Source organism: uncultured Limosilactobacillus sp., from assembly GCF_934202705.1.
GTDB lineage: Bacteria > Bacillota > Bacilli > Lactobacillales > Lactobacillaceae > Limosilactobacillus.
Window position 1 is genome coordinate 44,969 of the sequence record NZ_CAKPYE010000005.1, and the last position, 15,049, is coordinate 60,017.

13 protein-coding genes and 1 other annotated feature are annotated in these 15,049 nt (G+C 39.3%); all 13 genes read right to left on the reverse strand.

Features of this window, described 5'->3' with window-relative positions:
* Positions 1-59 precede the first annotated feature (59 nt).
* A complete protein-coding gene (gene ileS / locus Q0C76_RS04230; RefSeq protein WP_295730135.1) occupies positions 60-2,855 on the reverse strand; it encodes an isoleucine--tRNA ligase in 2,796 nt (931 codons plus the stop codon).
* Positions 2,856-2,906: 51 nt separating this feature from the next.
* Positions 2,907-3,118 (reverse strand) — a binding site (T-box leader).
* 7 nt (positions 3,119-3,125) lie between these two features.
* The gene (locus tag Q0C76_RS04235) at positions 3,126-3,815 is read right to left on the reverse strand and encodes a DivIVA domain-containing protein (RefSeq protein ID WP_295730137.1); all 690 of its coding nucleotides are present in this window, start codon (positions 3,813-3,815) and stop codon (positions 3,126-3,128) included.
* Between the two features lie 21 nt (positions 3,816-3,836).
* The gene (locus tag Q0C76_RS04240; protein ID WP_295730140.1) at positions 3,837-4,622 is read right to left on the reverse strand and encodes an RNA-binding protein; all 786 of its coding nucleotides are present in this window, start codon (positions 4,620-4,622) and stop codon (positions 3,837-3,839) included.
* 10 nt (positions 4,623-4,632) lie between these two features.
* Positions 4,633-4,896, reverse strand: a complete 264-nt coding sequence (locus tag Q0C76_RS04245; RefSeq protein WP_295730141.1) for a YggT family protein — start codon at positions 4,894-4,896, stop codon at positions 4,633-4,635.
* 19 nt (positions 4,897-4,915) lie between these two features.
* Positions 4,916-5,335 carry a cell division protein SepF gene (locus Q0C76_RS04250; protein ID WP_295730144.1) on the reverse strand — a complete coding sequence of 140 codons (420 nt, stop codon included), beginning with the start codon at positions 5,333-5,335 and terminating at the stop codon, positions 4,916-4,918.
* A 72-nt stretch (positions 5,336-5,407) separates the two neighbouring features.
* Entirely contained in the window at positions 5,408-6,676 is a 1,269-nt protein-coding gene (ftsZ, locus tag Q0C76_RS04255) for a cell division protein FtsZ (RefSeq protein ID WP_295730147.1), read from the reverse strand.
* Between the two features lie 21 nt (positions 6,677-6,697).
* Entirely contained in the window at positions 6,698-8,068 is a 1,371-nt protein-coding gene (ftsA, locus tag Q0C76_RS04260; RefSeq protein WP_295730150.1) for a cell division protein FtsA, read from the reverse strand.
* A gap of 112 nt (positions 8,069-8,180) precedes the next feature.
* Positions 8,181-9,026: a cell division protein FtsQ/DivIB gene (locus Q0C76_RS04265; protein WP_295730152.1), complete on the reverse strand. Its 846-nt coding sequence runs from the start codon at positions 9,024-9,026 to the stop codon at positions 8,181-8,183.
* A gap of 13 nt (positions 9,027-9,039) precedes the next feature.
* The gene (gene murG, locus Q0C76_RS04270; RefSeq protein ID WP_295730154.1) at positions 9,040-10,143 is read right to left on the reverse strand and encodes an undecaprenyldiphospho-muramoylpentapeptide beta-N-acetylglucosaminyltransferase; all 1,104 of its coding nucleotides are present in this window, start codon (positions 10,141-10,143) and stop codon (positions 9,040-9,042) included.
* Positions 10,143-11,516 carry a UDP-N-acetylmuramoyl-L-alanine--D-glutamate ligase gene (gene murD, locus Q0C76_RS04275; RefSeq protein WP_295730157.1) on the reverse strand — a complete coding sequence of 458 codons (1,374 nt, stop codon included), beginning with the start codon at positions 11,514-11,516 and terminating at the stop codon, positions 10,143-10,145. The genes murG and murD overlap by 1 nt, the downstream gene beginning before the upstream one ends.
* A 19-nt stretch (positions 11,517-11,535) precedes the next feature.
* A complete protein-coding gene (gene mraY, locus Q0C76_RS04280; protein ID WP_295730160.1) occupies positions 11,536-12,504 on the reverse strand; it encodes a phospho-N-acetylmuramoyl-pentapeptide-transferase in 969 nt (322 codons plus the stop codon).
* A gap of 20 nt (positions 12,505-12,524) precedes the next feature.
* Entirely contained in the window at positions 12,525-14,675 is a 2,151-nt protein-coding gene (locus tag Q0C76_RS04285; protein WP_295730163.1) for a penicillin-binding transpeptidase domain-containing protein, read from the reverse strand.
* The gene (locus Q0C76_RS04290; RefSeq protein WP_295730165.1) at positions 14,675-15,037 is read right to left on the reverse strand and encodes a cell division protein FtsL; all 363 of its coding nucleotides are present in this window, start codon (positions 15,035-15,037) and stop codon (positions 14,675-14,677) included. Before Q0C76_RS04290 ends, Q0C76_RS04285 begins: the two co-directional genes overlap by 1 nt.
* Positions 15,038-15,049 lie beyond the last annotated feature (12 nt).

The following is a 15,049-nucleotide window of genomic DNA, read 5'->3' on the forward strand; positions in this document are numbered from 1 at the left end:
ACTCATTTTACACCACCACCGTAAGCTTGTCATGAACTAAGCTCCAGCTTGAGATTTTCTTATTTTTCTAATCCTTCAGTAACGGTTTCCGGAAAGTTTTCACGAACAATCCGCGCACAGCGTGCACAAAGTTGTGGATATGCCGAATCACTGCCAACATCTTCCTTAGTCATTCGACAACGAGCACAAACTTCACCATGTGCTTTTTCTACTCGGACTGCAGAACCATCTTTAAATTGTTCGACACTAGCCGGCACTTCATCTGCAGGATGAATTTCAAAGTCAGAAACGCCAAGTAACAAGGCCACATCGTAATCTAAAGCATCTAACATTGCCTTTTGACTTGGCTTAACATATAGATCTGCACGTGCTTCGAGTGAACGACCAATTAACTTTTCATTTCGGGCATCTTCCAGAACTTTTAAAACGTGTGAACGGATTTCCATAAATTGATCCCATAGATCAATTAACGCCTCTTCTCCGTCATATTTACGAGCTTCAGGAATCTCCGTTAATTGAACAAATTCTTCTGGCTCATTCATATAGCTCCAAACTTCTTCCGTTGTATGTGGTAAAATCGGAGTTAGTAACTTAACCAATCCGTCAAGAATTTGGTAGAAGACTGTTTGCATTGACCGTCGTGCTAATGAATCAGCTGGTTGAATGTAAAGCACATCTTTGGCAACGTTCATATAGAACGCTGATAAATCATTATTAACAAAATTAATTAATAGCTTATAGCCATCTAAGAAGTCATAGCTATCAAATTCAGCCCGCATTTTAGCCAAGAAGCGATTAAATTTCACTAGCATATATTGGTCAACACTAGTGAGCTTGTCATAAGATACTGTATTCTCGTCCGCATCAAAATCACTCGTATTGGCTAACAGGAAGCGGAATGTATTTCTCAATTTCCGATATGCCTCAGAAATCTGTTGGAAGGTCCCCATCGAAACCCGAACATCTGCAGATGTATCAGCACTCATGACCCACAAACGGATAATTTCCGCACCCATTTGCTTAACAACTTTACTTGGGTCAATCACGTTGCCAAGTGATTTGGACATCTTTTTGCCCTTTTTATCTAATGTAAATCCTTGAGAAAGGACGCTCTTATATGGTGCATGACCAGAAACAACCACACTTGTAATCATACTTGAATTGAACCAGCCACGATATTGATCAGAGCCCTCCAGGTAAAGATCTGCTGGGTAGGTTAAGTAACTTCGTTCATTCAGAACTCCTTGGTGTGATGAACCGGAATCGAACCAAACATCCATAATGTCAGTTTCCTTAGTAAACTGGCCATTTGGCGAGTGTTCACTGGTAAAGCCTTCTGGCAACAGGTCCTTCGCATCGCGATCAAACCACACATTAGAACCATACTCACGGAAAAGATCAGCCACGTGATTGATAGTTTCTTCAGTCATAATTGGTGTTCCATCTTCAGCATAGAAGATTGGTAATGGGACTCCCCACACCCGTTGTCGAGAAATGACCCAATCACCACGATCCTTCAACATATTACGTAACCGAACTTTTCCCCATTCAGGGAAGTATTGAACTTCATCAACTGCGTTGAGAATTTCTTCACGCATCTTGTCAATCGATACAAACCATTGGTCAGTTGCACGGAAAACAATCGGCTGCTTTGTCCGCCAGTCAAATGGATAGCTATGTTTAAGTGGCTCTTCGAGAAGCAAAGCATTTTTCGCTTCCAATAACTTAAGCGAAATATCATCCGCCTTCTGGTAAAAGACACCAGCAAATTCTGGACCATTTTCTTCAGTTAAAATTCCTTGGTCATTCATTGGGGCGAGAATTGGTAAATCATACTTCTTTCCAAAACGGTAGTCGTCATCACCATATCCAGGAGCCGTGTGGACTAAACCAGTACCAGTATCATCAGTAACATAGTCACCAACTCCCACTAATAGTTCACGGTCAAGGTATGGATGCTTAGTAGTAATATACTCAAGATCTTGTCCTTTAATAGTTTTAACGACGTCAAAAGAAGTCCAGTTTAACTTCGTGGCGATGTCTGCTAAGCGACTGCTTGCAACTACAAATTTGCGTTCATCATTAGCTGGCTTAACTACCGAATATTCAAATCCTGGATTGACTGCCACTGCTTCAGATGCAGGAACTGTCCATGGAGTTGTAGTCCAAACTACTAAGTAAGTATCAGTGTCAAGGATCCCTTTACCATCCTTTACCTGTTCAGCAAAGAAGGCAGTTTTCGCCACCACATCATGATATTCAACTTCAGCTTCGGCCAATGCTGATTCTGAGGACCATGACCAATATACTGGCTTCTTTGCCTGGTAAAGCAAACCTTTTTTGGCAAAATCGCCAAAAACCTTAATTTGTGCGGCCTCAAACTCCTTATCTAAGGTTAGGTATGGATGATCCCAATCACCACTGACCCCAAGTCGCTTAAAACCTGCCATCTGTTTTTGTACTTGTTCTAAAGCATATTTTCGACAAAGATCCCGAAATTCGGTTGTAGACATTTTCTTCCGATCATATCCCGATTTCGTTAGTTGATGTTCAATTGGTAATCCATGTGTATCCCAACCTGGAACATATGGAGCACGATAACCAGTCATGGACTTATAGCGAACAATAAAGTCTTTACTAATCTTGTTCATTGCGTGACCAATATGGATATTACCATTTGCATATGGTGGTCCATCGTGGAGAACAAAAGTTGGCTTGCCCTCATTTAACTTTTGTCGTTGTTCGTAAACTTTGTTTTCTTCCCAAACTTTTTCACGTTGCCCTTCTGTCTCAGGTAAGTGGCCACGCATTGGAAATTTGGTCTTACCTAAATTTAAAGTATCTTTAACTCGCATTCTGCTTCTCCCTTCATTTACTAAATTCTAAAATAAAAAAACAGCTCCATCCAAAGGGACGAAGCTGTTCGTGGTACCACCCTAGTTTAAAGTCATTAGGACTTCCTTAGGCATTCTATAACGGGGATGACCCGGCAGTCCCTCCACTGTACTGTCAAGACTACATTCAGAGGTGATGGGAATATTATTAAGCCATCGATTCGCACCAACCATCGACTCTCTGTGACATCATAATACTCTCGTGGTCTCATCATTATTTTAGAATTATCATTAGTGATCAGATTTATCACTATCTGGGAAAATGACAACCGTCTCTCCCTCATCACCAGCAGCAGGTTGATCAGCAGCTACAGACGATGTAGTGTTTTCATCTGGTATTGTGTCAGAGTTTACACTGCTTGCTTGCGGATTGTCAACCTTGTTCCCAAGAATCTTTTGAATTTCTGTAAAATCACTCATATCAGTATTCGCAAGTAATTCATCCCAATCATTACTCTTTACGACCTCTAATTGAGATTCAAGCATTACTTGTAACCGTTGACGGAAAATCCGCGTTTGCTTCTTAAGATCATTAGTTTCTGTAGTTAGCTTCCGTGTTGAATTAGTGCACTCTTCAATTACTGAATTTGCCTTTTCGTTGGCTTCTGAAACAATATCGGTAGCTTGTTTCTGAGCTTCTCGAACCATAATCTCTGCTTCTTTTTTAGCGTTGTTTTTAACCTTATCAGCGGCTTCTTGTGCAACTAAAATGGATTTATTTAACGAATCCTTTAAATCGGTAAAGTATTTTAGCTTTTCCTCATTTGCTCTTACCATTTCAGAAAGTTCGCGATTGCGCTCATTTAACTCCTGAACCGTCTGGGCAACTTGGTTTAAGTAATCACGGACTTCACTTTGGTTAAAGCCCCGCATTTTAGTATCAAACGTTTTGTTAGTAATCTCGTCTGCACTCACTGTCATGATAATTCCTCCAAATATATATTATGCTTTAATTAACTGTATTTCCAATCGATGATTGTTCTTACGATTTGTACCACCTGTCTGCACTAATCTAATCCGACCACTATGTCTGACTGAGACCAAATCATGAACCGCAAGCTGATAATCTGGTCGTTCAATTTTCTCCCAATTAACGGTGACTAAATCATGTTCGATGGTTTCCTTTGCTCGGTTTCGTGAATAGTTAAACACATTTGCGATTACTGCATCTAATCGAAACGATGGAACGGTTACATATGCATCTTCCCAGTCATCTTGTGGAGTAATCACTGATTGACCATCAATTTCAACAAATTTTACATTAATTCTGCCGATTCGGTCTAGCTGACGAGTGACAAAATGGCTGACATCTTCACTTATAATGATTTGCCAATTCAACCCATCATTTAAAATGTCACCAAAACTAGCCCTGGTTAGTCCATTCCCCATTAATGTACCAAGAATTTGCCGATGGTGAAGTTCCACAAACTTAGTTGGATACTTGATCTCCAAAAGACAAATATTAAAATCTTTATCACTTGGTTGATAGTAATCGGGATAAATTAACAATCTTTGCATTTCAGCATTTGGATAACCACCCCAGGATTGATAACATAACCCAGTCTCACGATTAACCAACGTTTCCGCAATAAACAGTTGTCGTGGGTTTAAAAAATTGGAGAGAACGGGGCGGTATTCACCGGTTACGGTAGAAATCATGTCCATTACCTGATTTAAAAAATCATGTTCATCTGAACGAAAATGCTGACTAACATTTAACCCAACCAATTTATTCACCTTACATTAGGGAACCAAGCATTTGAACGCCACGTTGGGCAAACCATAATACTAATACTGCAACAATTGGTGAAAAACTAACCCCACCAAGTGGTGGAATAATTCGTTCAAAAATCGCTAAATAAGGACGGACCAATCGATCTAAAAATTCACCAAGCGAACTTCGACTTGCTCCTGGAAACCAGGAAAGCAAGCACCAAATAACAATTAGAAATACATACAGGTTAATAAGACTATTAATTGCCCACACAATAAACCCAATCATGATTCACTCCTCAGCTATTTTAGTCGTCAAACGATTGGTGACTATTTTCTAAATCAGACATTGTCTTTCCAGTAACTTCAAAGTTCTTTGGCGTACACAGAAAAATTTGCTCACCAATTCGTCGAATTTCACCATCCATCGCAAATACAGCTCCATTTAGAAAATCAACTGTCTTAACTGCCAATTTCGGATCCATTTGCCGAAAGTTAATAATTACAGCTTGACCATTCAATAACTGTTCCGTAATATCGCGTGCATCCCCATAGATACGTGGTTCAAATAAGGCAATTTTACCAGTTTCACGTAACGCTTGAACATTCTTAATTGAGACAACCTTACGACTATCCGTTGGCTTATCATTTTTTGGTTCGTCATAGTAGTTAGTTGCAGTTGCATCGTCATTCATGCCAAAAAAATTATTTAAAAATTTACCAGCCATTTCGAACTCTCCTTTCCTAACTAAATCAGCACTAGATAAACAAAAGGAGGAACATCAAGTTCCACCCTCAGATTATTTACGCCGATTCTTAAAGAATGCTGGCGTTGAAAGATCTTCACCACCATCATCGACATTCGTTAAATCATCATCCTGAACACTGAAGTCAGGTTTCTTAACATCATCAAAATTGTTATCCCGGTTCATTGATTGTTTAACTTCATCACCTGGATCATCCCAACCGTTGAATGGATCTTGATGATTATCGTTATTCTGATCAACTGTTGAATCTTGATGCTGTTGATTTTGTTCAACATTCAATGGGGCCGGACGATCATCAGCTGAAGCATTTCGTTGCACACTATTATTTTGTTGCTTACTCTTATCAATACCAGTTGCAATTACTGTAACGCGTACTTCATCATTAAGATTGTCATCAACCGACATTCCGAATGTAATATCTACGTTTGTGTTTGCTGCTTCTCGAATCACGCTTGAAGCCTCTTGAGCCTCAAACATTGACAAGTCTTTACCACCAGTAACGTTTACCAAGACGTGTTCAGCACCATCGATAGAAACTTCCAGTAGTGGTGAAGAAATTGCCTTCTTAGTTGCTTCTGCAGCCCGATTTTCACCAGTTGATGATCCAATTCCCATTAAGGCAGATCCTTGGTTTGTCATTGTATGTCGAATATCAGCAAAGTCCAAGTTAATGTAGCCTGGGTTAGTAATCAGATCAGAAATTCCTTCCACACCTTGCCGTAAAACATCATCGGCTTCTTTAAATGCTTCCATCATTGGGGTCTTCTTGTCAATCATTTCAAGCAACTGATTATTAGCAACAATGATTAAAGTATCAACATTTTTCTTTAAATTAGCTAAACCTTGAGCAGCTAACTTAGCCCGACGTGTTCCTTCAAAACTAAATGGCCGTGTTACTACACCAACAGTTAATGCGCCAGAATCTTTAGCAATTTTAGCGATTACTGGAGCAGCACCAGTCCCAGTACCTCCGCCCATTCCGGCAGTCACGAAGACCATATCGGCACCTTCTAAAATTTTAGTGATTTCAGACTCACTTTCTTGAGCAGCTTTGGCACCAACTTCAGGATTTGATCCCGCACCAAGTCCGCGTGTTAGCTTTGGTCCTAACTGAATCTTGGTCTTAGCAGCCGAACCATCAAGCGCTTGTAAATCTGTATTAGCAACGATAAAGTCAACACCCTTAACCTTTTCATTAATCATTTGGTTAACGGCATTTCCACCACCGCCACCAACACCAATAACCTTAATGCGGGCGCCTTCCATCTCCATTTGATCATTTGCGTTCGTTGGATTTTCCATAAAAATTCCCTCCGTGATTAATTAGTCGAAAAAGTTGCTAAAGAAACTCTTGATTTTACTTTCACCCGTATGTTTCTTATCTTGACGGTCCTGACTATTGTCATGAACCGGAGTAGAAGCCTTCGGGTTTGAATGACGCACTTTTCGCAAATGCTTGGTCTTATGTTGCGTCGTTGCTATATTTTCGTTTTGCTCACTTTGATGAGGACTAGCAATTAAATTGCCATCGTGAATAGTTTCTTTGATCAAACGATCTACATCAGTTAGTCCACTCTCATACAAACATAATGACAAAGCAGTTGCATAACTTGGTTGTCGAATACCCATTTCATTAGGAACGAAAACTCGCACATTCCCAGGAAAGTATTCAGAAGCAATTTCTTTAATACCAGGCAAAGCCGCAACCCCACCATAAAGTACTAACCCACCAGGCAAATCTGGCGCATTAATTGAATCTAACTTATCCTTTGCACGACGGAAAATTTGGCGAATTCGCGCCTCAATCACTTCAGATAGATATCTTTCGGTGTAGTTAACTGGCTGGGCTTTCCCCACCACATCAACTGCTAATTGAACATCTTCAGCAGCTTGTCGACTATCAGCATACCCATGATCTCGTTTCAATTGTTCAGCATTCTTTTGTGAAGTATTGAGCACCGCAGAAATATCCTTAGTAATGTAGTTTCCACCTTCAGGATCTACGTAGGCAAATTTCAGTTGATGATCATGAATAATACTGGTCGTTGTTTGACCAGCACCTAAATCCATAATTACAGTACCAAAGTCTTGTTCACCATCACTTAAAACATTAGAGCCGGTTGCAATAGAATCAACAACCATATCTTCAATCTGTAGACCAGCTTGTTCAACTGACTTTCTCGTATTGTAAACAATGGTTTTGGGACCACTATATAACGTTGCCCATAATTCTAAACGAATACCAGACATTCCTCGTGGATCCTTAATTCCTCTAAACTGATCAACTGCAAAATCACGTGGAACCAAATCAATCACTTCACGTTCTGGTGGAAGGCCTTGTGACAATGTTGAATGTGCAACATCAATAACGTCTTGATTGACAATTTCACGTGGTTGCCCCTGATCAGAAAGATTAATCATCCCGTGAACTTGATTCATCTGCAAGAAGTTTGCCGGTAATCCAATTACAACTTTGCTAATTTTAACTCCCGACTTTTCCGTAGCCTGAGCTACTGCCTGCTTCATTGCAGTTGCTGTTCGATCAATGTCGACAATCACTCCACGATTTAGTCCACCAGATGGTTGTTTGCCAACACCGATCAATTTTAGCTTGCCTTTAACGTTTTCACATACAAGTACTTTGATCGAAGTGGTTCCAATATCTAAACCAACATAGATTTGTGAATTATTCATTTACAAGGAACCCTCCTAAAATTTTTTTATTTATAAATTGACTTACTATCTGATTTTACCACAGATTAAGCAGATCCACTCGGTAAATCAGCAAAACTACTTATAAAAAGACTTATTTTTGATGATTATCGTAGTTATATGAATATGCCCCATACTGTAAATCAATCACTCCACGTCCATCCATCTTTGAAACGATTGATGGATAATATGTCATTTTTTCACCAAGCGTATCTGCTCGAACAAGGACGGTATTGCCATCATTCATAATTAATTTTAGGCGGTCAGGGTTCAGCTTAGTTGGTGAATAACTAACCTCCGAAATGCTCTGACGAATGTACTTGGGAAGTGACCCAATTTCTCTGGCAGCTATCTTTAAATGAGTATAGTTATTACTAAAATTAGCGTAGTGAAGAAAATTATCCACCTTTCCCGATACTGGTCGATACTTACCATTTGATAAAAGTAATTGTTGGCGACCATTATGATTAATGATCCCAATTACTGGATACTCAGTAATTCGGACCTTAACTGACCGGGGACCCGTTAAAGTTACCTGCAGACTTTTTAACTGCGGATTACGTTTTTGAGATTGATGAAGCGTTGCTTGTTGGTGTCGTAACATCCACCAAATGTATCTTCCTGGTCTAAGATTGGTGGCAGTTTCAACTTCTTGACGACTCATTTCACTATTGCCAACCACTTTTACGGAAGCAATTTTACTAAGTGGTGATAGCATATAAAGAGCAATTAGCAACAATCCAACAAAAGGGATCAGAAGACTTGCAGCTCGTCGGCCATTACCTAGACGTTGACGATAGCCAACAGCTGGAACCTCATTATTCAAAGACATTTCTCGATCACGAAGCGCTTTTAATGCATGGAGACTACTTCCCTCAATTTGTTTGAGACGTTTTAAATAACGTTGATGGTCGTCGTTGTCATCATAATGATGGTTCATTCTGCTCCCTCCTTTATTTGTGATCTTGCTCGGCCTTCTTTAAAACATCTATCAGAAGATCAGCAGCATTAGGCCGGCCAATTTGCTTTGATGCTTGAGCCATCTTTTCACGAACATTTTCATTTTCCATAATCTTATCTGCTTGCAGAAGTAGTGTCCGTGCATCCAGTTGATCTTCAAGAATCATAGCTGCTGCACCCTTTTTGACTAATGCTTGGGCATTCTTTACCTGATGGTTAGCCGTCACATATGGACTTGGTATCAAAATTGTTGGAATTCCTAAAGCGGTAATTTCAGCAATTGTAGTAGCTCCTGCCCGTGAAACTAATGCGGCCACTTTGGGTAATTTTTTTGGCATATCAGGGATATATGGAACAACCTTTACATTATCACCAATTGGAACGTTCCGCAGCATTCCCATAACTTTTTGGTAACGTTTCTGACCGGTCGCAAACAAAACTTGATAATCACGTTTATTAAATTCAGGAATGGCATTTACAACACTTTGATTGATTTTTGGTGCCCCTTGACTGCCACCAAAAATCATCATTGTTGGACGGTCATCGCTTAATCCATCATTTGTCCATGAATAGTCTGAATTCAGGTTAGCAACAACTTGCTGAGCCCGTGGGTTACCAGTCATATGAACCTTTTTTGGGGGAAATTGTTCACGTGCTGCTTCGAAAGCAATTGCAATCTCGTCTACGTAACGACTTAAAAATTTATTGGTAATCCCAACCACACTATTTTGTTCATGAATCACAGTTGGAATATTCAACTTCGCAGCAGCATATAATACCGCACCACTAACGTATCCACCAGTTCCTAATACCACATCTGGCCGAAAATCACGAATGATTTTTTTAGCATCATGAACCGATTTAATGAATAAATATAATGTCTTAAAATTATCTAAGGACAAAGATCGTTTAAAGCCTTGCGTGTGAAGTGTTTTCAATCTTAAGCCCGCTGCTGGAACAATTTTATTTTCGAGGCCTCTAGTTGTACCAACGTACAAAACCTCTGTATCCGGTTCCACTTGTTTCAATCGTTCAATTAAGGCCAGTGCCGGGTAAATATGACCACCAGTACCTCCTCCGGAAACTAATAATCTCATTACTTTTGCTCCTTTTGACCAGTCAACTTTTCAACAGCTTGGATGAACTTATCTCCGCGAACTTCAAAGCTTGGGAATTGATCCCAACTAGCATTTGCTGGTGAAAGAAGAATGACATCACCAGGTTCGCTTAATTTCCATGCTTCTGGCACTGCAGTAATTGCATTTTCACTTTCGTAAACCGGCAGACCAGCTTGTTCGCCTGCATCTTTCATCTTATCTTTACATTCGCCAAAAACAATTAGTGCTTTAACATGCTTCTTAAAATAAGGAACTAACCGTTCAAAAGTATAGCCACGATCAAGCCCACCTGCTAGGAGAATCACTGGTTGTTCGAAACCTTGCAGAGCTACCTCAGTTGCTTCAATGTCCGTTGACTTGGAATCATTATAGAAACGACGGTTTTGATAATCCATTACATATTGCAAACGATGACGAACGCCACCAAAGGTGGTCAAAACGCTAATAATTGCATCATTATTAACACCGCTTAACTTAGCCGCATCAATTGCAGCCAGTGCATTTTCAACGTTCTGTGGTCCAATTAGCCGAATGTCTTTGGTTGGCATTACTTTTTCGCCACGCCAATAAATCATCCCATCATCAACATAAGCACCATCTTTACTCTTTCCTAACCGAGAGAATGGAACAACTGTCGCTGAAGAACGGTGAGCAATTTGTTGCCATTCCTCACGATCCCAATTCATAATCAGGTAATCATTCTTCGTTTGGTTGCGCGTAATATTTAGTTTGGCATTAATATAGTTTTCCCGGGTTTTATGATAATCGAGGTGATTTGAAAAAATATTCGTAATCACAGCAATATGTGGATGTAAATTTGGTGTTCCTAATAATTGAAAACTAGATAATTCCGTAACTAAGTAGTCATCAGCTGTCAGATCTTGTGCCGTTTTGGTAAAGGACACACCAATATTACCAGCATATTTAGTTGTATGTGGTAGTCCCGCATCAAGCATTTTTTGAATTAACGTTGTGGTCGTGGTCTTACCATTAGATCCAGTCACGCTAACTAAGTGTCCAGGAAAAATTTCATATCCAAGTTCAGCTTCAGTAATAATTGGTGTTCCTTTTTTTACAAAAGCTGCTACTAATGGAACATCATAAGGAATTCCCGGATTCTTAACAACATAGTCAAAGTCTTCATCCGCTAAGCTAACCGGATTTTCACCTGTAATCACTTTAATTCCATCATTTTCAAGCTCTTCAACAACGGTTGAATCATCGGGTGTCTTTTTATCATTAGCCACCACATGGGCACCTAATTTAACTAACAAATGGGCTGCATTTAAGCCACTCAAACCAAAACCCATAACTAAAACATTTTTACCGTTATATTTTGTTACTTTATTCATTACAATCACCCTTCTTCACTTAACTAAAAATAATAATTGTTGAAACTGCGATTATAGCACAAATTAACTGAAATCCCCAGAATGTTAAATCAATTTTCCATTCGCTCCATCCAATCATTTCAAAGGTATGGTGAATCGGCGTCATTTTAAAAATCCGTTTGCCAGTGGTCTTAAATGAAGCCACTTGTAAAATCACACTGGCCGTTTCAATAACATATACTAAACCAATTACTAACAGCGACCATTCATGATGTAACAATAATGAAACTGCCGCCAAACTGGCTCCTAAGGATAAGGAACCCATATCACCCATAAAAATTTTGGCAGGCTTATGGTTAAATGGGAAGAAGCCTAACAATGCACCAATAATTGTTAAACAGAATACCGCCACTTCTGCTTGTTTTTGGAATATTGCAATGATGAGATAAGCAGCAAATGAAATTACAGCTAAACCGGTTACTAAGCCATCCAAGCCATCTGTCAAATTGACTGCATTGGAAAAACCGACCATCCAAAAAATAATAAATAAAGCGTAAATCCAGCCTACTTGAGATTCACCAAATCCCATTTGAAAGCCTTCATGTTGGTAAATCACCGCAAACAGCATCGCCGCGATCACTTGACATAAAAATTTTTGCCAAGGTTTAAAACCTTCATTTTGGTGATGGAAGATTTTAATACTGTCATCCCACATTCCAATCAGGCCAAAAACAACAATGGTAAAAAGAAGTGCCCACATTGTGTTTGTTAATATCGACCGATTAAAGGCACTTACTAAAAGGATCGCAATTACAGTTGCTGCGATAAATAGAATACCTCCCATTGTTGGAGTTCCGGCCTTTTTAGCATGCCAAGTTGGGCCAATTTTACGAATTTGCTGCCCCTCTTTTTTTGCCCGAAAGTAACGGATTAAAGATGGCATTAATAAGTATGTTAAGAAACCAGCAATGATAAGTGAAATAATTCCACTTAGTATAACTTTGCTCATTATAATTTTCCTCCTAATCTCTATTTCTCTTCAAATTTTACTGTTAACTGTTGTCCTGACTTGACTGTTTGATTTTCTTTAATACTTTGTTCTGTCGCAAAACCGCTTCCCGATGAATTTAGATTCAAATTTAACATTTGAGCAAGTTGGCTCACATCTGATTGACTCCAATCAGTAATATTTGGCATTTTAACTTTGCCATCCGTTAAAATAATGATTCGGTTATTAATGACAACAGCAGTTCCAGGCAACAATGATTGTTGGCGAACTTTCTTGCCACTGCCTACTACAGTCACCTGTAAATGATCCCTAGTAAGTTTTTCTTGAGCATCCTTTGTTGACTGACCAACAACATTTTTAACTTTGACAACTCCTTGTTTTTTGGTTTGCTTACTCTTTTGCTTATCAAGCAGCGTCTTAATCAATGGTGTCGTAATTCCAGCCATCGTTTTTTCAGCCGGACCGTTAGTTGAAGTTGGTTTACGCATTGTGATGTATAAAATATACTTTGGGTTTTTAGCTGGTGCAAATCCAACAAATGAGTATATATAGTTATTTGAGCCTTGTTCATAACCATGGGCACCACCAATTTGGGCAGTTCCAGTCTTACCAGCAATCCGATAACCCTTGACTTTATATAATTGACCGGTACCAACTTTATCATAGATAACGCCTTGCATATATTTTCTTGTCTCTTTAGCGGCGCTGCTGCTAATCGGTTTACCAACCTGTTTTGGCTGAACTGTTTTAATCGTATTGCCGTTATTATTAGTAATCTTTTGAACAATATAGGGACGCATCATGTGCCCGTTGTTTGCTACAGCGGTGAAAGCTTGCATCATTTGCATCGTATTGACTGTGATACCTTGACCAAATGAAGTGTTAGCTTGTTCCAAAGCCCCCTTGAATGTTGTTGCTCCTGAAGACTCACCGGACATTCCATAAACTTTAGTCGGCTTTAAAAAGCCAAAATCCTTCAAATACTTCTTCCAGGTTGAAGCTCCCATATTTTGCTCAATGTGGGCAAAACCAACATTACTAGAACGGTAAAAAGCTTCACGAAACGTAATGTTACCCCATCCACTTGTGTTCCAGTCTGTGATTTTACCACCGCCCATTGACCAAGTTCCTGACTTATAGGTAGCATTTGGATTAAAGTTTCCAGAGTCAATGGCTGATGCTAAAGCTATTACCTTCATTGTTGAACCTGGTTCATATGTATCTTGAATCAATGCATTTGTCCAAGCTGGCTTTTTCGATGTCATAGTTGGCCGTTGTGTGGCTGCAATAATTTTCCCAGTCTTAGCCTCCATTACCACAGCAGTCATTGCTTCAGGTTTGGCAGCTTTGTCTGCACTTGTAACTAAGTTTTCCAATTGATGTTGGACTGTATTGTTTAATGTTAAATAAACATTATCCCCATTTTTAACCGCATGACCTTTTTGGGGAGAATCAGACAATTGGTAACCATAGACATCATTTTCAGACTTTTTTAAACCATCTTTTCCACTCAATTGCTTGTTAAAGTATTGCTCTAAGCCAATTTGTCCAACCAGTTTCGACTGACCAGTTTGCGGGTTAGTTTTAACAGCCGTCCCCCCTAACAATTGACGAGCAAATTCGCCTTCCGGATACTGACGAGCAGGAGTTTTAGTAAAGTGAATGCCCGTTAAATGACGAGCTTTAATCTCTTCCATTTTGCTGACAGAAATATTTGATCCAGCTGTTCCAAATTGTACCTGATATAGTTTCTTTTTGGGGGTTAAGGCTCGATAAACTTTCTTTTCAGAAACGTCCAAATACTCTGCTAGCACCCTCGCTGTCCTCTTCTTATTCGTCACATAGAGAGGCTTTCCATTCAATGTTTTTTGATTCTTATCCAGTACTGCATAAACTGTATACTTACTTGTGTTTCTTGCTAATAGATTATTGTTTGCATCATAGATGTTACCCCGTTGCGCAGTGATTACTCGTGAATGTGTGTAACGTTGTTGCGCAGCAGTTGCTAAATCATGATTCTTAACGTCTTTAAAGATCGCTATATAAGCAAAACGAACGATAAATAATAAAAAAAGGCCGGCTACTACAATACATAACCATTTACCAAATTGCTTATGGTCACGTTGCCCTTTACTATTCATCGTTCGCTTTTGTTGATCAGGAGATTTCATTATTTATTAACGTTCCTTACATTAGTGTTTGAATCATTGAGGTGATACTTGGCAGCAATCTTTTGTAAACTATCTTGACTTGTTAAATCACCAATCTCTTGTTGTTGACTAATGTTGGAATTATTAACCTTACTAATTTGTGATTGAATATTTTGAAGATGACGTTGTGCATTGTTAACACTAATTTTCGCCGAAACCAATGAAATCATCATTGCACAAATAACTAATGTACAACAACCAGTCAATAAGTATTCAAACTTAGAAATTGCCACTGGTTGGCGAAGTGTGTGGACGGATTGCTGTGGCCGTTCAACCGATTGTGTTTCAGTTAATTTTTTTGCAACATTCGTATTAAAATCCATTTTGTACACGAT